Below are 19,910 nucleotides of genomic sequence, written 5' to 3'. Positions count from 1 at the left end.
TCGATATGTATGCTTGGTAATTCTCGGCGCCCACGCTGGTACACTCTGCTCCGGGTCGTCCCGCGACATTGCCATCGCCAACCCGACATGCTGACCCGGCTTCGCCTGCGCCTCAAGCGCGGCCGGACAAAGAACAAAGCCGTCGAGCGATATCTGCTGGCGAAGCTTCCCAACTGGCAACTGTATTGACGCCGGCTGGGAGCCGGCCCTTCGTTCGAAAACGATGATCGATATCCCTATGGGATAAGCGTCGCCAGAAACTTACTTTGGAAAAGTGAAACCAAGTCATGAAAGCACAAGGCGCACACCAATATGCCCCTGACCTCAGCCCCCGCTTGCCAAAGCAGAAGCTAGATGAGGCGCAGGTTTTCGGCTGATATTTTCCCCGAGCGGCCGATCTTTGGTTCATAGCTGATCTTGTCTCCTTGTGGGAGTAGGACCAAGCCAGCCCTCTGCACCGCAGAGATATGAACAAACACGTCACGGCCGCCATCGTCCGGCACGATGTAGCCGTAGCCTTTAGTCGGGTTGAACCATCTCACGCTTCCAGTCGCCACTGTCTTTGCTCCTTAAAAACGAGACTGAATCGCGCGCTGCGATCTAGCAGCCGCGTTGCTCACCTCAGCAACTCGCGTGCCGCTCCCAACGCGCTGTGAATAGTTGTAGAAGACCGTGTGTTTGGTGCGGATTTGCGGGATTCTTTGTCTGTCGTTCTTGAGTGCCACGCAGCGAATGTCTTCAATCCGACAACCCTGGTACGACAAAATACGGAAGGCGATGACTTCGACCGCTCTCTCCTGTACTCATCCGTCCTGTGTAGATCACATCACGAGACTCACTGGATCGGCTTATCCAGGTGATGTTGAAGTTCGTTGCGACTGACGTTGGCAGCGATCCAATTGATCAGCAGACCTCTGCGGACCGGGCGGGCCGCTCAATCATTGTCAGACTTGAATCTTATGGGAATGGGCCATCCACTGCCAGACCACGGAACGTGTGCACTACGTTCCAGATTTTTCTTGTGACATGCTAGGCCGGTGCATTTAGATGGATCACAGGATCTGCACCGTCGAGCCGGGATGCAAACAATGCCACAAAGACTGATCCGCGTGGCTGGCCGTTGGGACGATGGGTCGTTTCAACGTTTCTTTCATTTGCCGATGGAGAGTCGATGTCTACGAGGCAAGCGGTGTGCCAGCTGAAACAGTTATTGGGGATGCTCGCTGGACTCGCCGGCATTGTTGGGATCTCCGGTGCTATCGCAGCGAGCAATCCGAGATGGGACAGCGCACAGGGATTTGGTGCTGGAACCACGGGCGGCCTGGGAGGCGAAGTTGTTCAGGTCAACTCACTCAAAGATCTGACTTATCAATTGTGTCGTTCGTATAGCTCCGGAATCTGCAAGGACGATAGTCCGCGCGTTGTCCAGATTGTCGGGACCATAGACTTCACAGGAGCGGAAGGGCGCGGCGAGGGTCCGGGTTGCCAATACAGCAACACCTGTCAGACGCCCTACAAGGGTGAATCGCTTCTCCTCCTGGATGGGCTCGACACGCACTGCGACGGCAAGCTCAAAATGGAAGTCAGCTTCGATAAGGCGGGCAAACATCCCTTGGAGGTCGGATCAAACAAGACCGTGATTGGCGTCGGATCAAGCGCTACAATCAGGGGCAAGGGACTGCGACTGAATGGTGTGAGCAACGTCATTGTCCGCAATCTGACCATCGTTGACATCAATCCCGGCATTGTCTTCGCGGGCGATGCGATTGCGATTTCGCGAGCGAACCGGGTCTGGATCGATCATAACCGTTTTCATAACATCGGGCGCCAGATGATTGCCGGCGGCCTTGGGGAGACGACGAATATCACGGTCTCGTGGAACGATTTTGATGGCAGGGATAACTACTCCTCTTATTGCAACGGAGCGCATTACTGGAACCTTCTTTTTCTTGGCAGTCCTCAGTCGATCACGGTTGCCAACAACTACTTCCATGAGGTCTCCGGACGGGCTCCGCACATTGACGGTCTACGGTCGGTCATTCACCTGGTGAACAACTACTTCCACAACACCGAGCTGCTGCAGCGCAATGGTTTCTTCCACGCGCTGGACGCCGGACCATCTGTTCAAGGCCTGATTGAGGGCAACTACTTCGACAACATTGAAACCCCGATCAGGGCCGAGAGTGGGCATGTCTTTGGCGCGCTGGGAGGCGTAAATCGGGAAATGCAAGACCTCTGCCTAGCCATGCTTAGACGCATGTGTGCGGGCAACATCGCGAGGCCCGCGCCGCGGATCAACGGATTCCGGCTGGATGAAAGCGTCGTTAGATCTTTTGGCGCTCTTCCGAAGGCGGCTATTCATCGTCCCTTCCAGGCGGATGATGTCCCGGCATTGGTCACCGCCAACACAGGTCCCGGCCACATTTGAATTTTCCGATAGGATCCAGCGAAGCTGCGACCACGCGCACGCATCTGGCCGAAGTGCCGCGGAATTCTCCCTCTTCCGGCCGACCAATTGCCGGTCCGTGGCAGCTGCGCTTCAAAGCACGCCTTGAGCGTTCAGGCCAGTCGATCCTCACTCCGAGACGCATCGATTTTTTTGCAGGAGCGCAACTGCCTCGAAGCTTTGGCGGGTCTCGTTCAGCCTCCTGCTCGCCCAAGTCTCCGTCCACGAAACACGATATTCTCCGAACTGATTGAGACCTCATCGGCAGCTGCGATCGGTTCAAAACAAAATGCCCGGCTTGTGCCGACGAAAGCAGCTCTTGCTGCGCCGCGCTGCTTCAATGGGCTAACGCAAAAAGACTTTCGGATGCGGCGCCCTATTCCTGCTGCTGCAACCAAAGAATGCATTTTTCGATCGTGAATGCGGGACATTTAGCGCTCTTGCGGCGCAAATAAAGGAATATCTCAGATTTGAGAGGGCTGGCATGAGTAATTTGGATCAGCAGTCTTCCGGAGCGACGGCTTGACGCCACGCCCAGGATCCCGGGCGGCCAGTAAGAGTGCATTATGGGGCATGAATTCTACAGAAAACTGGCGCAGCAGGCGCGTGATCTCGCCGAGCGGGCCGATCCGTTCACCAGGCAGCGGTTGCTGAAGCTGGCCGGCAGCTATGACGTGAAGGGCGGAAATCTCGCGCGGGCGCCACGCCCGACGGAGCGTCCGCTGCCGATTCCGCGTACCGCGCCGCCCGCATCGATCTTTTCAGGTCCGGGCGAAGCTGGATGAAGTTCGGTGCAGGCCACCCGTTCGCTGGTCCGGAAGCCGCGGCACGCAAGCGATCGCTGGCGGCATCGAGCCCAACCAATGGCCCGTTCCTTTGCAATGCCAGCCGCACCGGCGGCGGCTTCCGAACGGGCCTGACATTGGCGGTTGAACGCGACTGGATCAAGTGGCATGCGTCCGAGACGCATGTGAGGCCGGCTGAGCACGGAATTGGGGCTCGACTAGTTGTCGAGCGCGAAACCAAGCGCTCTCGCTCTCGGTTGCTTCGCTTGAGCCGACTGACCTTCTTGAATTGATCGGAAGCTCAGGCCGATCAGGCAAGCGAAAAGCATCATCAACGAGCATTGGAAGGATGACGGCCATGATGGACGACAATTTGGCGCGCATGCGCACACATCTGAGCGCCATCCAGCGCCACCGAAGACTGCTGAAGACCAAGCTCACCGAATGCGACCGGCAGTACGTCTGCAGACGCCTGTCGGAGGAAGAGTGCGCGCTCGAAAGCTTGCGAGCGTCGATTTTTCCCATGGTGTTCGAGAGCCCCAGGCCGATGATATCGGCCTCCTAGCCGGTACGGCCGTGTCGATGGCGACGGCCTACGCGCGCAGGAGCGCCGCTATGGCACTCACGTCAACGAATTCATATATCGGCTACCGATATTGGAGCCTTTTTTGGATGCGCGGCCTGCTAATCCTCTTTGTGACCTTTGTGATTATGCTGGCGGCGCGCAGCCAGCATCAGATTGGTTTCGTGCCGCGCCCAACCGCATCCATGCCACCGGTCAATGTACCCTAGAGCCGAAGGTTTGGCGCAAACAGCGCGGATTGCGCTACAACGTGCTTCCGTCTCTCTGGGAATTCGGACCGGTTTGCGTTAGGCGGAGCCTCGCTTTCCAAGTTGTCTGAGGACCTGCAGGAAGCGGGCAAGCCATGCCTCAAGCCATGCGTCAGTTGAGGCCACTTGCGCTGCTGCGATCGTGCGCGCGCTCGTCTCATCAACAAGGAAGATTTGAGGACGGCAGTTTTGGTTTCTGACTGGATCTTGCACTTCTCCCACCCTTTCGCGAGGAGCGTGGCGAGGAGGTGTCCGGACCTCCCAAGCCACGCAGCCGCAACAGCTCAGTCGGCGAGCGGTTTTGGCATGTGCAAAACAGTATCGGTTCCCGGGCAGGTTGAATTGATCTAGCGCAAACACGAGAGCCGTTCGTCTTTAACCCAGCAGATTTGTGGATTGTCCCGGTTGTGTAATCCGAGAAGACCAGCTGCGTTTTTCTGGGCGCATTTTCACGGCCACGCTTCAATGGTAGTGCAAATCGCGCGAGTTTCCTGATCGTGGTCCTCTTTTTCTCCCCCTGCGATGGAGTGTTGTCCAATCAAGCCTCTAGAGCACGCCCTCGAAACCAACGGGACCATGCGAGTAGACCGGATTATCGGCGCGGGCTGACGCCTGCCTTGATCCTGTGAACCTGCGGTCCGGCCGAATGTCCCTTTTGTGCGAGCGGATCAGGAAGCGTTTGCGCTTCTTCGCGCGTGGTCGGAGCGGCGGCGCTGCCGCCGCCCGTGCCGACCTGAGCGCGCGAGCACCGGCAGCGGGGCAGCGGGGATGGAGCACTCGGGCGGACCTTTTGCGGGCTCCGGACGCCTGGGGCGCGCTTCCATGAACTCCAAGACGGCGCGTCCCTTTGCCGTTATGCGCCACCCGCCGTTGATACGTTCAATCAAGGCTTGCGAAAAGATGTCAAGGTCGGGCACAAGCGAACCCAGTCGTCGGGTACGTTCGGCCCAATCGCTACCGCTGGTCGCTAGGATCGCCATGTCGCGCTTCAAGTCCGCCATCACGGCAAACCCATCCGGATAGCTCACCAGGATCTTAAGAACCGTGACCTGGAAGTTCACGCGGCACCCTCTTGTGACTATCGCCACATCGTCGGCGCCTTCGAGAGCGCTTCGCGGCGAACCTGCCGTACACAGTCGGTCGACGTCTCTCCCCCGGTGGTTGCTCCCAGGACTTTTGAGGCGACATTGGTCCGGCCGCCGGTGTCGTACCGGGACACATACTCGCAGATCTCGTCAACAACCCTGCGCATCCGAGCAAGAATGACCACCTGAATGTCCATAAACTGGAATAATGGGCGGGCTATGCTGGTATAAATAGGACTGGCCGAAACCCAAACTACGCCTCGCGATCGCAAGGTGCAACGGCCCCTCGACGATACCTGCATAGTCCGAGTAGCCATACCGAAGCAACTCACCGACTGGGGCGCAGACCACGTCCGTTCCGCGCAGTGCCGAGTCCTTCCCACGGCATTGCTGCCGATGACAGGCCGTTGGCTCAAGACGTCAAGAACCGCCGGCCGATCGGCGCCGATCATCAACGTCCGTATGAGTTCGCGGGATCCAGGCGGCTGCCGGTTGCTGCCGATTACCCCAAATGATGATGCAGCTGCCGATCCGACGCCGACAGCGCTGTCATGACAACCATCATCATCGGCATGTCGTAGGCAGCAGCGTCACAACGGCTACGAGGCGCCATCCGCCACACCAAGGCCGCAGCCATTGTCCGGCTTAGTTCGTTTCGGCGCAGTACTACGGCCGGAAGCGCAAAGGCCACGATCGTCGCATCGCCGGAATGAATGGCGTCTTTCCTCGGGCTCGGTGAAAGCAACGTTCGGATCGCACCAATTCGCGCGCCGCGGCGTCCATTAGGGTTTGCTTTTACTTTTGGCGTTACCTATCGCGACGATTTTACATCTACCGCCGACGGCCATGCCTCGCCAGCGCCTCTCGACTGGCGGCAAGACGAGCGAGATCCGCTTCGTCTTCGCCAACGATCCGCACGTCTGGTCGTGACCGTCGTCCCGGACTGCGTTTCCCAACTGGCGGCTCCCTGCCAGGCGAGTCAGCACTCGCTCGGCTGACAACCAGCTGTTGGCCGATGAGCTTCTTACGGCATGCCTACGCCGGCAGTGGCAACCTCGGTCCGCCATCCGTCCTCGCACCAACGCCACGTAGCGCGATCCACGGCAGCCGACCTCATGATGTCGCGACTGCGTCTTTAGCAACCTTGAGCGGCGACGCCTTGACCGACTTGCTGGCTGGCTTGGCTGCGAATTCCATCGGCTCCTTCGTGAAAGGATTGATTCCGCTGCGGGCTTCAGTGGCAGGCTTGTTCACGACCGACATCTTGACGAAGCCGGGGATGACGAACTCGCCAGACTCGTTCAACTCCTTGTAGCCGACGGTCGCCAACTGCTCGATGACGGCCTTTACGTCACTTTTGGAAACTTGCGTTCCTTGCGCAATTGCGTCAATGAGCTGGTTCTTGGTCATCTTGGCCACGATGAATTCCTTTGTAGCGCCGAACGATACAGTGCGTGATGTATCGCCGGCTCTTTTTTCCTCTTGTTCGAGCACGGCAAAACTACACGAAATTGCTTTCGTTCACTGAGGTGGTGAAGTCGACGGGGTTAAACCCTATCGGAAGCAAAAACACAACGATCTTTGTTTCCAGAATTCGCTCACGCGTCACAGGTGGACGGCGCATGCCCTATTCGGTATGCAGGTCAATGTTTGAAATTGGCCGATGCAGCAGTCAGCGCAGCAATCAGAGCCAATCCCTCTTGGATCTCGCAGACGAGTGATGATCGCAGAGCGGGCCTCATTTTATTTCAAACTTCGTAACGCTCGCGCGGACAGGTCACCTCTGAAGGAAACTCGGGGCCCGCGAATACTGGTGGCGTCGGGACAGAAGCACAAAGCTGATCCCCTCTCTCTTACCGGCGATGCCCTAGAGAGATACCGAGCTTGATTGCCTTTTGACGGAGAGAACCTTCCGTCCTTTTCATAGACTTCGCGATCTTCGCTACCGGCACCCTAGCCTTGGAGTGCGCGCGAAGTTCTTTGACGTCCGCCTTCGTGTACTCGCGGCGGACTACCTTCTTCACTTTCTTCGGCATTGGAAATCTCCACTCGTTGTTGAGCGGGGCTTCTAGCACGAAAGATCAAATTAGCAATGTTGCGACGCGTCGCATTTCGTGCGATTTATAAACTGCTTTTGCGAGTTCACTTCCGTCCTGATATCTGCAAAAGTGCTGCCTTCTATTCAGTCAACTACAATTGAAACACTGAAGGGTTTTCCGGACACAATGGCGGCCCGATGTTCGGGGGCGCGCCATAGTAGCGCCGTCAAGTGTGACTCGCATGCGATAGGAGCGATGTGGCACTGGGACCTGGTCGCGCGGCGCTGAATCATCTCGGTGTGCGCCTGCACTCGGATGCAGTCACTCAGGAAACGAATTCCTAGCTCACCTCGATTCTCGGCGGCCTCGTTGTCGGTCAGTTTGGCAAATTCCTTTTCCCGGCCACGTATCGACAGAACACCCTTGTTCTGGTGGAGAAGCGAAATAATAGATCGACAGTGCCGCCCCGCATGTCGACGATCTCCGTCACGCTACGCCTGAACGTATCCTAAGATACCAGATATCTCGTCTCCGCCGGAAGATCTGTATCGATTGTCCTTGCCACGCCATTCATAGAGAAATTCGGCGTGAGGCGTGGCAGTGGCATCGAAGAAGCGTTAGAAATCTGCCGTCTTGCTGAGGACGCGAACACTCCGTTCGCCCGTCGCCTTCCATTTGATGAAGGGGAGCAGGCGGACAGAATAGCTTTCAAGAATCCGCTGATAAGCGTTGATGTTATCCAAAATGGCCGCGGAGACCGGAAACATCATGCCCGGCGAATTGAAGCCGCGTTTCCGCCAGAACGTAATGGATCAGGTAGCGATGAAGGCGGCCGTAGCGAACTTGGTGTTGAGCACAGCTTGGCATGAAAAGGCGTAATTTTCCATGAAATCCCTAACTTTTGCACCATTTGCGTGAAATATGGAGCCCCGAAGTGACAAGAGGGGTGGTGTGGAACGGCCATTTCCTTGCTGACCTATAGAGCACGGTCGTTTGGGCAGGAAATGCGCCGATGCAAACCGCGTGACATTCAGTCGTCCGCACTTCTTCGGCCAGCAGCGGTGTCAGGATCAGACCATTCAGGAGGCGGTGCATTTGCGCTCAGTTGGATCGGCTCAAGCTGGGGTTTGAAGGCGAGCAGACGAGCGCCGGCCGCCCTCGCGTTTGGACCGCGGCGCAAACGACCTTTTCCAAGTCGAAGGCGTTCTGACTATCTGCGCAAATTCAGCACCGTCAGAAAGCATTCGCCCTGCTCGCGGGCGACGCGCCCGCGCTGACGGCGTACGCGCCGACCGTGATGCGTCAACGCAGCAAGCTGCGATGGGCAAAGTCTGGAGCACTCAGGTTGAGCTTTTTCGGCCGCCGCGTTGAATCCCTACGACGAGCTTCCATACTCTCCGACACGGCGCGTCCTGTTTTCGGTTGTGCAGCACCAGCGGTTCGGACGCTCGATCAGCGCTTATGAAAAAATGTCAAATTGGGAACGTGCGAAGCCGGTCGTCTGGCCTCCGGCCCAATCCTGGCCGCTGGTCGCCAAGATCGCATTGGCGTGCTGGAGGCCCGCCATCGCGGCGAGCCAACGCGTGCCCTTAAAGCGGCTCGCGCTCGCATAAACCCTCAAGTCCGTCAGCTGACGGTCAGCTACGCTGACTATGACCCCTCGCCGGCTTGACCAGCCTTGGCGCTGTAAACGATTCACAGAGAGGAACCTGATCCACCATGGACCGCCGAACCGACCGTTACTTCGACCTTAAATGGCGCGCCGGCGATGCAAGCCGAGATTGTCCGCTGGGCGATTCCGACGAACGGAACCGGATCGGACCAAGCTAGAGCGTCTCCTATGCAATGCTGAGCTGTCAGAGGTCTTCGAGGCAGTCAAAGCGATCCTTCATTGATCTGGCAACGAGCCGCAGGATGTCCAGCTAGAACATCATCTAGGTCGACAGCGGAGTTCAGCTATGACGAGCCCGGTCCGTGATGTTCGAGTTTCTCGACATGAGCCGAGCTCACTTCCTGCCTCGTGCTGCAAAAGCCTGATCGTCTGGCTGCGCGCGACCTCGGCCGCTGAGGAGCGGGAACGAGCCGACGAAGACACTTATCGCGGCACTCTTGGGCAACAATCGAGCCCGAGAACCAGGCGCTGCGCCGCATGAGACTTGCTCGGCTGATGACCGCATCGGAGCTTGTCAACACCAGAATCGTGACTGGTCGGCAGCGGGTCGCGTTCGTTCTGGCCGACGAGTTCGGCCCCTCGTCGACAATTGAAGCACACGAAATAGGAGATGAATGATGCACTGGCGCACACCAAGACTACACCTGAATGAGGGCGACGGCTATTTATCTCCTGATGCCTCGCAGCCCCTGAGAACTTGGACTCGGTGGCCGCTCGCGGCGCTTCTCCTCAGCTTGGTGCTTTGGGGCGCTCTCTTGCTCTTCGCCACGTTCTCGTGAGCGCCATGCCACTCTCCGGCTCCGGCGCTCCTGAGCGACTTGCGCGAGCAAGCATCCTCGATGGATCGAGATATCAGCCAGGTTTCGAGTTCAGCGACACGCCCTCTTCAGGGCCGAAAAAGCTATGTGCGTTTCACAAGCAATCGTTGGTTCCAGGACTGCCTCCTGCTAGTCGCAATGCAGTTGCCAGCACGATTCGCAGGTAGCCACGATCGAACTAAGCCGGCCCCGCCATGCCATAGGCGCGAATAAGGCCGCCAACTGTGTCGATGCGATTGGTCCGACCGGGCCGCGTACGGAAACTGCCGCGAGCGCAACTCTCCTGAGCGATCACGCAGCAGCGGCTGCTTGCGCTCTCTAGCGCCAAAGACGCAAGTTTCCCGCATGACCGGCAACCGGACTCTATTGGTGCCCGCGGGTGGACGGATGGCGGAGCCATGTTCATCCAGCCCGTCGCTGGAGATTGCAGCGAGCGGTGATGTCCAACCTGGCTTGTTCCCGGACTCTTGCGCAGCGCTTGCAGCTCCTGAAGCACACTTCGTCAGAAGGCTGCTCCTGACCGACGGTTATCCGTGTATATGCCATTGTCCATCGAGATGGCGCAGCACCTTGGAGTTCGGTTCACTCCGATTGAAGAAGATTGCGCGAGACATTCGTCCTGCCAATCGACGCATTGATCATCGACCTGAACAATGTGTGATGGCGTTTTGCGCGAGAACAAGGCGGCCGCGGTTCAGGCGTCGTAGTTTGGATTGATCCCGAGTGCCACGCCCGGACCTGCGCTATACTGGTTGCGAGGTCGCGCACAGCCGGGCCGTTTTCCTGTTCACTCGAGCCCAGCAGCATGGGGCAGATATGCGCACCATCACTTTCCTCTGCCCGATCACACGAGTTATGGTTCAGCACCGGCTAATTGACGACGATGCGGCCGAACACCAGTTTCAAGGCGTGTTTTGCCCCGCCTGTTCCCAGCTGCACTTCGTAGATCGAAAGACCGGAAAGCTGCTAGGCGGGAAGACGAATGACGGCGCGTCCTCGCAGAGCGGCTGAAGTACCCGCCGCCGAAAACTAAACCGGTGGCGATACGCCAGCATTTGGCTTCCGAGTTCCATCAGTCTTGAGGTGCAATAGTCAGTATCAGGAGAGTTCAACGGGCTTTTTGCATAGAGCCACCACGTGATCAGCCTGCTCGGCACATTTCGTTTCCTAAATGCGTTGAAAGAACACTGGACCTTAGGCCCGCAATTTTGCACTACGAGAAAATCCGCCGGATGCCCGTGGCGGCAAGTCTCTACAGTGACATTGGGTGAACGCGGCCTGCTACCGTGTGAAGTCGGTGCGCCGGCGTAGGCTGCGGCGGCGGACATACCGGCGGCACCACAAACACCGAGCGAAGCGAAGCAATCCAAAAGTCTTTCCGCGGTAACAGTCCGGATTGCTTCGCTTCGCTCGGAATGACGAGGAGGAGAGAGGGGGAGCACTAGCAATGATCGACCACATCTCCGTCGGCGTCAGCGATCTCAAACGCTCTGCAAGATTTTACGACGCCACGCTCGCTGCCCGCGGGCTCCCGCGCCTGGTCACACGGCATCGCACAATTGGCTTCCGCAAGGCCTATCCGGAGTTCTGGATCAATCTGCGCGAGGCGATGCCGTACGTAGCACCGGAGAGCGGCGTGCATATCTGCCTGCGGGCGAAGATTACGGCCGAGGTCGATGCATTCCACGCTGCCGCGCTTGTGGCTGGCGGCGCATCCGATGGCGCACCGAGCCTCCGCCCGCACGACCGCGTGCGCTACTACGCAGCCTTCGTCGTCGATCCTGATGGCAACCGGATCGAAACGGGACGTTCCCGGCTGAAAAATCTTAGAGCTTCCGCACGATGTCCGGCTCGAGCTGCTTTTCCGCCTCGGCGATCTGGGCCGCCGCCGATTTCAGCTTCGGCAGGATGTCCTCGACGCGATCGGCCTTGAGGATATCGACGGAAAAGCCGGTGCGGATGAACTCGATCTGGCGCATGTGCGACAGCAGCAAGAACAGCGGCTCCCAGAAATTGGCGATGTTGGCGAGCAGCACCGGCTTGGCGTGACGGCCGAGCTGCTTCCAGGTCAGTTGCTCGACCAGCTCCTCCAGCGTGCCGACGCCGCCCGGCAGTGCTACGAAGGCGTCGGAGCGCTCGAACATCAACCGCTTGCGCTCGTGCATGTCGGGCGTGACGATCATTTCCTGCACGCGGGTCAGCGCATTCTCGCGCTTCCGCAGGAATTCGGGAATGATGCCGGTTACCATGCCGCCGTGATCGAGCACGGAGGTGGCGACCGAGCCCATCAGGCCAAGCGAACCGCCGCCATAGACCAGGCGGATGTTGTTCTCGGCGAGTGCCTTGCCGAATGCCTTGGCGCCTTCGATGAAGTGGGAATTGGTCCCGGGACCGGAGCCGCAATAGACACAGACGGTTTTGATCGTGCTCATTGGTACCATGGTGCTTTGCAGCGAAGTCTTTCGCTAGTCCAAGGTGTTGCGTTGAATGACGGGAGCCAATTTGCATCTGAACAGGCAAGCTTTGGGTTGACGACTCCTGATCGCAAACGGCGCTCTTCGGCAACGCGACCGCACGAGCAAATGTGTTGCACCTTCGTCCGGGCAACGGATCTCCTGGCCAGGTTGCAGACCTGAATTCTTTGACGTGTCGCTTCATTGCAGTTTCGATTGACGGTCGCAGGTGTCGGCCAGAGAGACGGGCTTGTGTCGTGCACCGATCGGTCCATCTTCAGCCGATCAGAGGTGTTGGCCACCATTGATCGGCACTTCGACGCCGGTGATATAACTGGCGTCATCCGAGCACAGGAAGAAGATGACCTTAGCGACCTCTTCAGGGGTCCCCACCCGGCGCAGCGGAATGTTCGGTACGACCCGTGCTTCCGTATCCGGTGACAAAATATCCGTCTTGATCTCGCCCGGGGCGATTGCATTCACACGAATTCCATGCGGCGCGTAGTCGTGAGCCATCTCGCGCGTGAGACACGCAAGAGCGGCTTTCGAAGTCGCGTAGGCACTGCCGGCGAAGGGGTGCACCCGCGAGCCTGCAATTGAGGTCACGTTGACGATCGATCCAGACGCGGCTTTCAATTCGCCAAAGAGCCCCTGCGCAAGCAGAATTGGAGCCACCAAATTGAGATGGAATACGTCCATCCAGGTCTCGATCGATGTCGCCAACGATGTTAGTCGTGCGCCGCTCGTCGTCTTCGGTGACATCGCTGCGTTGTTGACCAAGGCGTGCAACGGCGCGCCCGCGAGGCGCTCTTTAACCTCGGTGATAGCGCGCGGCAGCAACCGATGCTCGCTGAGGTCGAGCTGGACATGATTGTCGGATGCGGCCTCCCAAGGACATCGCCGGGCATCGATCGGTTGCCGCGCGCAGGAGATGATCCGCCAGCCTGCTTCCGAAAACAGCTTTCCGGTGGCGTAACCTATCCCACGCGATGCTCCGGTCAGGAGCAGCGTCTTTCGGTCTCTCCGCCGGCCGCGTGCCTTGTCCGATTTGAATGAACTGCCCTCGTTGTCAACCGACATTCGTCTGGCGACCGCATCCTTGTTCGGCAGATCGGCCCTCAAACACGCCTCCTATCAGGTTACACTCAACCTTCTTGGTGCAGGATTTGGGCCATCTCTACCGACAGAGTGATTCACGCGTGTTGCGAAGCCAGGCCCCGTGGTTTACGACCTGCTTGGCGAGTTCCAGACATCAAGTCCGTTGGCTTTCCGACAGCGGCAACGCGAGGACCGCGGCAAATGACCTTCACTCTTTTCGCGCACAGCTGCGCAAAACTTCGTTGCGTAGATCTGGGCTGAACGCGCGAGTGAAGGTCCTGCCGATGTTGAATGCCGCCGCACGCGGCTCGTCCCGATCCTCGCGGAGCTATTAGCAACAGGAGGGATGGCACCCATCCGGCCATCCAGTAGTGCCTGCCAATTCAAGACGCCCGCTCGCTAGCAACCCCAGCGGTTCATACCGCTGCTCTTGCCCCAATCCACCAAGGGGCATTCGAACGCGGGCACCGAGGAATAGAAGGCCATCCTCAGGCGTCAACAGCCTCAAAGTACCTAGCGTAAGGTCCCTCTTTGAATTGGCGACGCAACTCATCAAAATCCTCTACGGTTTGGTCGAGCGGCCGCACTTCCTGGCGCTGAAGTTTGACGCGACCGGAAACATTCCGCATACGAACCCCGAGGAATTCCCAAACCAACTCCAAGCACAGGTGCGGCTCGCGAAGAAGCGTCTCATACTCCAGCTCGAGGATGTTGGTCGACGCGAAGGACTGCCTGATCCTATCGTGGAACTCGGCGGTGGTCTTGAAGTAGGTTTCGCAGGTGCTGACGCTTAGGCTGACGAGTGGCGGTTGCGAGTCGTCGCTATCAGAGCTGTATTTCAGCCATTCACCGGTTTGCCTCGCCTGCACGAGTGAGCGGAGCGATTCCAGCGGATTTCTACGACACACGATGACCTTAAGGCGCGGCCAACCGGCCAGCTCAGCCATCATCCCCGGACGGTCATGAAACTGCGGTTCGTTGATCTTGCAGCCAACATGAGTCACATCGATTTTGTCGCTCGGCGTTGGATAGCGCAAGTAGGCGCACTCCAGAAGCTCACGATCGCTACGTAGGAGCCGCGCCTTGTCGGGCCAATTTGGATCATACTCATTGAGCAATTCCCCGTTGCTCACCACGTTCGGATGTTCATTGAGCAATTCTTCCAGATAGTGGGTGCCGCTCCTCGGCATCGCGAGGATGACGAATGGCTCAGGCGATCGTTCCGATTTCAACATTGTGACAGCTCCTGATTGACTCGGTCGAGACAGTTCGGCCCCTAACCAATGAGGCTAGATCAGCCCGCACGTGATACTATCGTTCCACAAGGCGGGATATATCGGTGAGATACGAGCATTCTTGCCGCTGGCTTCCACACCCGCAAATTTCCGCAGAACTGATTCACACTATGTGGGGCATGGTTTGTTCAACGCATCAGCCGGCGGCGAAGCAGCAAAGCCGATACGACGAACGCGACCACAGTGTATATGCAAAGTACGCCCACATGCAGGCCGACGCTGCTGGCGTCCCGGTCCAGCATTGCCGGCCGAATGAGGTCAATCGAATGTGCTAAGGGCAACGCCTCTGCTACGCGCTGCAGCGCGATGGGCAGTTGAGCAACGGGAAAGATCGCGCCGCACAAGTACATCATGGGTGTGAGAAAGAGGGTCTGATAGAACACGAAGTAGTCGTAACTGGGCGCGAGCGCTATCACAACCATGGCGAGGCTGGCGAAGGCAACACCAGTGAGCGCGATAGCTGGCAGCGCATAAGGGATGGACGGCCACGCCGCATAGCCCAGGGCGGCGGCTACAATCGTAATTCCCGTTCCTGCCAGAACAGCCTTTGTCGCTGCCCACGCCAATTCACCGAGAACGACGTCGCCAAGCGTAAGCTCCGTGCAAAGGATGGCATCCCAGGTGCGCTGGGCGTTCATCCGAGCGAAGGCCCCATAGACGGTTTCAAAGGTCGCCGAAATCATCGCGCTTGTCGCGACCATCCCAGCCGCCAGAAAGGCGACGTATGAAATGCCATCGACTTGGCCGATCATCAGTCCCAGGCCGAAGCCGAGACCGAACAAGGCGCTCATGGGCTCAGCGAGGTTTCCCAGAAGCGATGCCAGCGCCGCTTTGCGCCAAGCCATATAATTCCGGCGCCATACGGCGCTCCAGTTCCACGCATTGGCGGGCAGAGCCGCCGCATACTGCTCCCACATCATTCAGTCCCTCATCTCCCGACCGGTCAACCGTAAGAAGACGTCCTCGAGGTTCGGTGGCCGCTGAAGCAGACGAAGACCGGTCCGCCCACGCAGCCGCGCGAGCACCTGCTCTGGATTTGGCGCATAGCAAAAGAGCGTCTCGCCGCTGATTTCGGTGCGTTGAGCGAGCGGCTTGATGAGTCCGCAGAGCTCGTTCGGATCGCCACCGTAGACCTCAATGACTGGGCAACCGATCTGTTCGTCGATCAATGTGTGTGGCGGCCCTTCGGCGATCTTGCGTCCTGCCTCGAGGACGCACAGGCGATCGCACAATCGCTCCGCCTCCTCCATGAAGTGCGTCGTCAGAAGAATCGTCTTGCCGCGCGACAGCAGCGCGCGCAGCCGCTCCCAAATCAAATGCCGCGCATGCGGATCGAGCCCGGTGGTCGGCTCATCCAAGATAAGGATCTCCGGATCGTTGATGAGCGCCCGCGCCAGCGTAAGACGCCGCTTCATGCCGCCGGACAGTTCGGTCACCCGCGCGTCTGCCTTGCTCTCAAGGCGGGCGAACTCGAGAAGGGACGGAGTGATCTTCTCGACATCCTTTGCTGTCATCCCGAAATAGCGCCCGAACACCAGCAGGTTTTCGCGTACGGTGAACTCGAGATCAAGATTGTCAGCTTGCGGAACGACGCCAATGCGCTTGCGCGCCAATCGAGCGCGTGCCGGCACTTTCTCGCCGAGCACGGTTATCTTGCCAGCCTCGGGCGTGGACATCCCGAGAATCAAACGCGCAATCGTGCTCTTGCCCGCGCCGTTCGGTCCCAACAGGCCGAAGCACTCTCCCGATGCCACCGTGAACGACAGCTGGTCGACGACCACCTTCTCGCCATAGGACTTTTTCACGGCCGTGAAATCGATAGCCACGTTCGATACGCGCCCGGCCCCCCTGTCAGCCGGCGTGACCGGCGCCGGCTCCATCGCGATTGTTTGCCTCGAGATTGGCGCTGCGTCGACGCCGCCAAGCATTTTTTCTATTCCTTCTGCTACAGTTTGTCGGCCGGACCAGCTCGCTGATCTCGCCTTCAACAACCGCAATGCGATCCGTCTGCGATACGGCAACTCTGACATAGTCATTTGTCAGCCTCCGAAGCGGGTTGCTTATGCAGACGGCCTCCGAAAGCTGGCGATCAAGCAATCTTCGTTATCCGACTCACCTTGGCAGTGGACACGCTCGATCTCGACCAACGCTTCATTCAACATGGCGATGATGGTCTCTGCACCGGCCACGTGTCCCCAGCGTCGGCAGATGTGGTCGCGCGCCGATCCGAACACCACAAGCCCGCCTGGCGCGAGCATTCCGACCAAGTTGTCGACCGCCGTGCGCATCTCCAGCGTGTCGCTGAGGTAATAGAGGACTTCTGCTACAACAATAAGGTCGAACCGCTCTGGTGGTGAAAAGTGTTGGAGGTCAGCGACTTTCCAGCCGATGTGTGACCATCTCTCCGTCCGGCAACGTGCGCGGCTAATGGCCTGCGGCACGACGTCGACGACCGTGAGCCGTTTGCAGTGAGGCGCGAGCATCTCGGTGAATGCGCCCGCAGCGCACCCGACCTCCAACGCGCTTGTGATGCTTTGGCGGGAGAGCGACATCCGAAGCATTTGCGTGTATCGCTCCCGCTCGAACGGATTCGCGTCCAGACGCCACGGATCATCGGCGACCAGTTCTCGCTCTAGCAACTGATAGTTCTTGTCTAGGCTCACGAGCTTTTCACCTCTTTGACGCGCACAATTACGCGTCGCCTCCAGGCCTGTCAGGTACCGTCAACGTCAAACGCATGTGCACGTGTGGCCGTTTCCCCCATCGACGGGGCAATACCCGAATGGCCTGTGGCATCTAACCTGGCGCTCTGCCTCGGCATGCTGGCCTGGCCTTCACTTGAATCTGGCATGATGGCGGACTTGCGCGACAACCAATCGCTGTTGCTCAATGTGCACAACGCATATACCTTCACAGGAAGTAACAGGAACATGCTGATCGGCTTGTGTAAAGCGAAAGCGAGAAAGCGAAGCTGTCGGGCACGAAATGATGCCAAGCTGCAGCGAACCATGGTCATTGACGCGATGATCAGTACCGTCGGCCACGGCAACTCGCTCGTCAGTGCGATTTGCGCAAGCGCGGTCAGTATTGAAACGCCGAGCAGAAGCGGCAGGAGGTTCTGCCCGACAATGTCCAGCGTGATGTAGAAGTCGAGGCGTGGCAGCAGGGGTAGCGCAAGCGCCGTATCCCGGAAGGTACTCCGTGCCCACCGCAATTGTTGACGCAGATATGGCACCAGCCTATCCGGAACGACGGTTGCTGCGATCGCATCAGGAACGTACTCAGTTCGAAATCCCGCCGCGAGCATCAGGATCGTGAGATGGCGATCCTCGCCAAAGTCGCTTGGCTTTCCTCGAAAATACTGCGTCTCGTATTCGTGGAGGACCAAATCGAGCGCCGATCGGCGATACATGGCGCACGGGCCACAGCAACACAAGACGGCTCCGAAGCGAGCTTCCGCCAAACGCTCTTCATTACAGGCTAGCCAGTACTCCATATCTATCAGCCTGGTCAGCCACGTGCCGCTTCGATTGCTGGCTGTGAGCTGCCCCATAACAGCGCCAACCGCTGGATTTTGCATCTTCCGTACAAGCTTGGTCACCACGTCGACGGCGATTGTCGAATCTGAATCGACGTTGAGAACCAAATCGCCGGACGAGCGGCGCAGCGCTGCAATTTGCGCCTTGCGCTTGCCAACATTCTTTCCCAGCCACATAAAGCTGAACCGCGGATCATCTGTGTAGGCGTCCTGTACAGGCCACAGGTACCTACGATTTTCCGAGCCGTCATCTACCACGTACACCCGCACTTGCCCTTCGTAGTCTTGGCTTGCGATCGACTCCAGGCACGCCGCCAGCGTGCGCGGGTCCTCGTTAAAGCAGGGCACGATCACATCGACGCTCGGCAGCGGGCCGGTCTCGGAAGCCTCGTCAGTCGGCGACGGGATCTGTGTTCGGAGCGCGTTGAGCGTCTGCATGCTCCTGTAGATGGCGGACAGCAGGGCATAGGACGACACGGCGACAACGCTTGTTGTGGCAAGCAGATTCATGGGGGCGGCTCTTTTTCAATGAGACTGAGGAAGTGAGCAGATGGCGAATCCTTGCTCGCCCAATGCCGGAATGAGCCGGGAAAGCGCCTCGAGGGTCTGATCGCGACCGCAATCGATGGCTTGTTCGCGCTCGACGGGAGGACATCCGTCGTGCAAGAGCACAACAGCACCGGGCCGGACCGACGCCAGCACTGCGTCAACAATCGCCGGAACCCCGGGTCGAGACCAGTCTCTCGGGTCTACTGACCAGTGCAAGGGAACCAGTCCGGCTTTGGTTGACATCGCGAATACCTGGTCAGTCCAGATGCCATACGGCGCACGTATGTGCCGCAGTGACGCCTCGGGACAAACCGTCCTGATGACGTCGCTCGCCGACTGAATCTCATGTTGCACCTCAGCTGGTTCGCATCGGGAGAGATCGGGATGTGTCATCGTGTGGTTTCCGACTTCATGCCCTTCTGCGATTATTCGTTGGATCAGTTTCGGGTGAGCTGCCGCGCACGTCCCGATGACGAAGAAAGTCGCCGGAGCCTCGTGCTCGGCAAGAACATCAAGGATAGACGCCGTCCAACGTGGATCCGGACCGTCGTCAAAGGTCAGGTAAACGTTACGATCTCCGGTGGCGCTAACGTGCTCGCTTCGCGCTTCCGACAAGCGGCCGGGACAGGTCACAGCTCTGGCCCGTTCCGATCGATCATGGTCCCGACCGGCCATTCGCTTATCGGACGTCCGATTGGGAAGACCAGAACCACCAAGTCGTCGTCGGTACGAGTCGGCGGCAAGTCGAGATGAATATCCGGCCGCGTTGAACGCACGCTCACTCCCGGCAAAACCGTCGCGAGACCCTGACGGCCGACCAGCTTGGTCACATGCTTCTGTAACGCCTGCCGTACTGCACCAAAGCCAAACGGGACCGCGAGCTGCTGCAGCACCGGATACATCACCCGCATTGAGTGCGTGATCCCCAGCCCCTCCAGATCCGGACGAACACCGTACAATCCTAGCTCAGCCACGAGCAGGTCGACGTCCCCGACTTTGATGAAGCGGCGCAGTGCGCCGATATGAGCTGCGATGCCGTGCGCATCGTAGCCGATGACACGAATCTCGGGCCTCGCGCCGGCCCAGCTTCGTCCGCCTTCGAACGGCTTTGCATTGAATTCACCGGTCGGCCCGTACGTCTTACGAAAGAACTCGGACAGTTCGATGTGTTCAGCAAGTTGCAACTCGTTTTCCCAGCACACCCTCCACCGGACTTTGGAGTGCGTGGAGAACACTCCTGTATCGTTGGATATGGCAATGTTCATGGTGGTCCCCGTTGCGACGTTCGAGATCTGATCTGG

General features: G+C 58.5%; 17 protein-coding genes and 1 pseudogene. 6 read left to right on the top strand and 12 right to left on the bottom strand.

What is annotated here, in order from left to right:
* Positions 1-350: 350 nt before the first annotated feature.
* Complete coding sequence (locus ACLFLU_RS09140; protein ID WP_426411886.1) at positions 351-557, bottom strand: cold-shock protein; 207 nt, start codon at positions 555-557, stop codon at positions 351-353.
* 614 nt (positions 558-1,171) lie between these two features.
* On the opposite strand from ACLFLU_RS09140, the gene ACLFLU_RS09135 reads away from it, so the two are divergent.
* The 4 genes from ACLFLU_RS09135 to ACLFLU_RS09120 all read left to right on the top strand — a co-directional run bounded on the left by ACLFLU_RS09135 (position 1,172) and on the right by ACLFLU_RS09120 (position 4,023).
* On the top strand, positions 1,172-2,428 hold the full coding sequence (locus ACLFLU_RS09135; RefSeq protein WP_426411885.1) for a right-handed parallel beta-helix repeat-containing protein: 1,257 nt from the start codon (positions 1,172-1,174) through the stop codon (positions 2,426-2,428).
* A gap of 584 nt (positions 2,429-3,012) precedes the next feature.
* Entirely contained in the window at positions 3,013-3,231 is a 219-nt protein-coding gene (locus ACLFLU_RS09130; RefSeq protein ID WP_426411884.1) for a hypothetical protein, read from the top strand.
* Between the two features lie 358 nt (positions 3,232-3,589).
* The gene (locus ACLFLU_RS09125) at positions 3,590-3,796 is read left to right on the top strand and encodes a hypothetical protein (RefSeq protein ID WP_426411883.1); all 207 of its coding nucleotides are present in this window, start codon (positions 3,590-3,592) and stop codon (positions 3,794-3,796) included.
* 50 nt (positions 3,797-3,846) lie between these two features.
* Positions 3,847-4,023: a hypothetical protein gene (locus ACLFLU_RS09120; protein ID WP_426411882.1), complete on the top strand. Its 177-nt coding sequence runs from the start codon at positions 3,847-3,849 to the stop codon at positions 4,021-4,023.
* 707 nt (positions 4,024-4,730) lie between these two features.
* Here ACLFLU_RS09120 and ACLFLU_RS09115 read toward each other — a convergent pair.
* Entirely contained in the window at positions 4,731-5,123 is a 393-nt protein-coding gene (locus ACLFLU_RS09115) for a hypothetical protein (protein ID WP_426411881.1), read from the bottom strand.
* Positions 5,124-6,260: 1,137 nt separating this feature from the next.
* Entirely contained in the window at positions 6,261-6,566 is a 306-nt protein-coding gene (locus ACLFLU_RS09110; RefSeq protein ID WP_426411880.1) for an HU family DNA-binding protein, read from the bottom strand.
* A gap of 1,207 nt (positions 6,567-7,773) precedes the next feature.
* On the opposite strand from ACLFLU_RS09110, the gene ACLFLU_RS09105 reads away from it, so the two are divergent.
* Positions 7,774-8,055: a hypothetical protein gene (locus ACLFLU_RS09105; RefSeq protein ID WP_426411879.1), complete on the top strand. Its 282-nt coding sequence runs from the start codon at positions 7,774-7,776 to the stop codon at positions 8,053-8,055.
* Between the two features lie 3,068 nt (positions 8,056-11,123).
* Positions 11,124-11,506 (top strand): annotated as a pseudogene (locus ACLFLU_RS09100) (VOC family protein).
* Here ACLFLU_RS09100 and ACLFLU_RS09095 read toward each other — a convergent pair.
* The 9 genes from ACLFLU_RS09095 to ACLFLU_RS09055 all read right to left on the bottom strand — a co-directional run bounded on the left by ACLFLU_RS09095 (position 11,503) and on the right by ACLFLU_RS09055 (position 19,874).
* On the bottom strand, positions 11,503-12,108 hold the full coding sequence (locus ACLFLU_RS09095; protein ID WP_426411878.1) for a TIGR00730 family Rossman fold protein: 606 nt from the start codon (positions 12,106-12,108) through the stop codon (positions 11,503-11,505). The pseudogene ACLFLU_RS09100 and the gene ACLFLU_RS09095 overlap by 4 nt on opposite strands.
* A gap of 306 nt (positions 12,109-12,414) precedes the next feature.
* Positions 12,415-13,209, bottom strand: coding sequence for an SDR family NAD(P)-dependent oxidoreductase (locus ACLFLU_RS09090; protein WP_084302125.1), 795 nt, complete (start codon positions 13,207-13,209; stop codon positions 12,415-12,417).
* Positions 13,210-13,715: 506 nt separating this feature from the next.
* A complete protein-coding gene (locus tag ACLFLU_RS09085) occupies positions 13,716-14,462 on the bottom strand; it encodes a sulfotransferase (RefSeq protein ID WP_234684947.1) in 747 nt (248 codons plus the stop codon).
* Between the two features lie 188 nt (positions 14,463-14,650).
* A complete protein-coding gene (locus tag ACLFLU_RS09080) occupies positions 14,651-15,439 on the bottom strand; it encodes an ABC transporter permease (RefSeq protein ID WP_426413953.1) in 789 nt (262 codons plus the stop codon).
* Positions 15,440-15,442: 3 nt separating this feature from the next.
* Entirely contained in the window at positions 15,443-16,402 is a 960-nt protein-coding gene (gene nodI / locus ACLFLU_RS09075) for a nodulation factor ABC transporter ATP-binding protein NodI (RefSeq protein ID WP_426413952.1), read from the bottom strand.
* 180 nt (positions 16,403-16,582) lie between these two features.
* Positions 16,583-17,185 carry a nodulation methyltransferase NodS gene (gene nodS, locus ACLFLU_RS09070; RefSeq protein ID WP_426411877.1) on the bottom strand — a complete coding sequence of 201 codons (603 nt, stop codon included), beginning with the start codon at positions 17,183-17,185 and terminating at the stop codon, positions 16,583-16,585.
* A gap of 50 nt (positions 17,186-17,235) precedes the next feature.
* A complete protein-coding gene (gene nodC / locus ACLFLU_RS09065) occupies positions 17,236-18,570 on the bottom strand; it encodes a chitooligosaccharide synthase NodC (protein ID WP_426411876.1) in 1,335 nt (444 codons plus the stop codon).
* A gap of 15 nt (positions 18,571-18,585) precedes the next feature.
* Positions 18,586-19,284, bottom strand: a complete 699-nt coding sequence (nodB, locus tag ACLFLU_RS09060) for a chitooligosaccharide deacetylase NodB (protein ID WP_426411875.1) — start codon at positions 19,282-19,284, stop codon at positions 18,586-18,588.
* Positions 19,239-19,874 carry a NodA family N-acyltransferase gene (locus ACLFLU_RS09055; protein WP_049823391.1) on the bottom strand — a complete coding sequence of 212 codons (636 nt, stop codon included), beginning with the start codon at positions 19,872-19,874 and terminating at the stop codon, positions 19,239-19,241. Before ACLFLU_RS09055 ends, nodB begins: the two co-directional genes overlap by 46 nt.
* Between the last annotated feature and the right edge of the window lie 36 nt (positions 19,875-19,910).

This window comes from Bradyrhizobium ganzhouense, from assembly GCF_049949285.1.
Lineage (GTDB): Bacteria > Pseudomonadota > Alphaproteobacteria > Rhizobiales > Xanthobacteraceae > Bradyrhizobium > Bradyrhizobium ganzhouense.
Note: the sequence above shows the minus strand (reverse complement) of the source record. Positions and strands in the feature narration are given on the sequence as shown.

Coding starts and splice junctions, on each gene's coding strand:
- ACLFLU_RS09135 (WP_426411885.1), top strand. CDS start 1,172: ATGTCTACGAGGCAAGCGGTGTGCCAGCTGAAACAGTTATTGGGGATG.
- ACLFLU_RS09130 (WP_426411884.1), top strand. CDS start 3,013: ATGGGGCATGAATTCTACAGAAAACTGGCGCAGCAGGCGCGTGATCTC.
- ACLFLU_RS09125 (WP_426411883.1), top strand. CDS start 3,590: ATGATGGACGACAATTTGGCGCGCATGCGCACACATCTGAGCGCCATC.
- ACLFLU_RS09120 (WP_426411882.1), top strand. CDS start 3,847: ATGGCACTCACGTCAACGAATTCATATATCGGCTACCGATATTGGAGC.
- ACLFLU_RS09095 (WP_426411878.1), bottom strand. CDS start 12,108: ATGAGCACGATCAAAACCGTCTGTGTCTATTGCGGCTCCGGTCCCGGG.
- ACLFLU_RS09090 (WP_084302125.1), bottom strand. CDS start 13,209: ATGTCGGTTGACAACGAGGGCAGTTCATTCAAATCGGACAAGGCACGC.
- ACLFLU_RS09085 (WP_234684947.1), bottom strand. CDS start 14,462: ATGTTGAAATCGGAACGATCGCCTGAGCCATTCGTCATCCTCGCGATG.
- ACLFLU_RS09080 (WP_426413953.1), bottom strand. CDS start 15,439: ATGTGGGAGCAGTATGCGGCGGCTCTGCCCGCCAATGCGTGGAACTGG.
- nodI (WP_426413952.1), bottom strand. CDS start 16,402: ATGGAGCCGGCGCCGGTCACGCCGGCTGACAGGGGGGCCGGGCGCGTA.
- nodC (WP_426411876.1), bottom strand. CDS start 18,570: ATGAATCTGCTTGCCACAACAAGCGTTGTCGCCGTGTCGTCCTATGCC.
- nodB (WP_426411875.1), bottom strand. CDS start 19,284: ATGGCCGGTCGGGACCATGATCGATCGGAACGGGCCAGAGCTGTGACC.
- ACLFLU_RS09055 (WP_049823391.1), bottom strand. CDS start 19,874: ATGAACATTGCCATATCCAACGATACAGGAGTGTTCTCCACGCACTCC.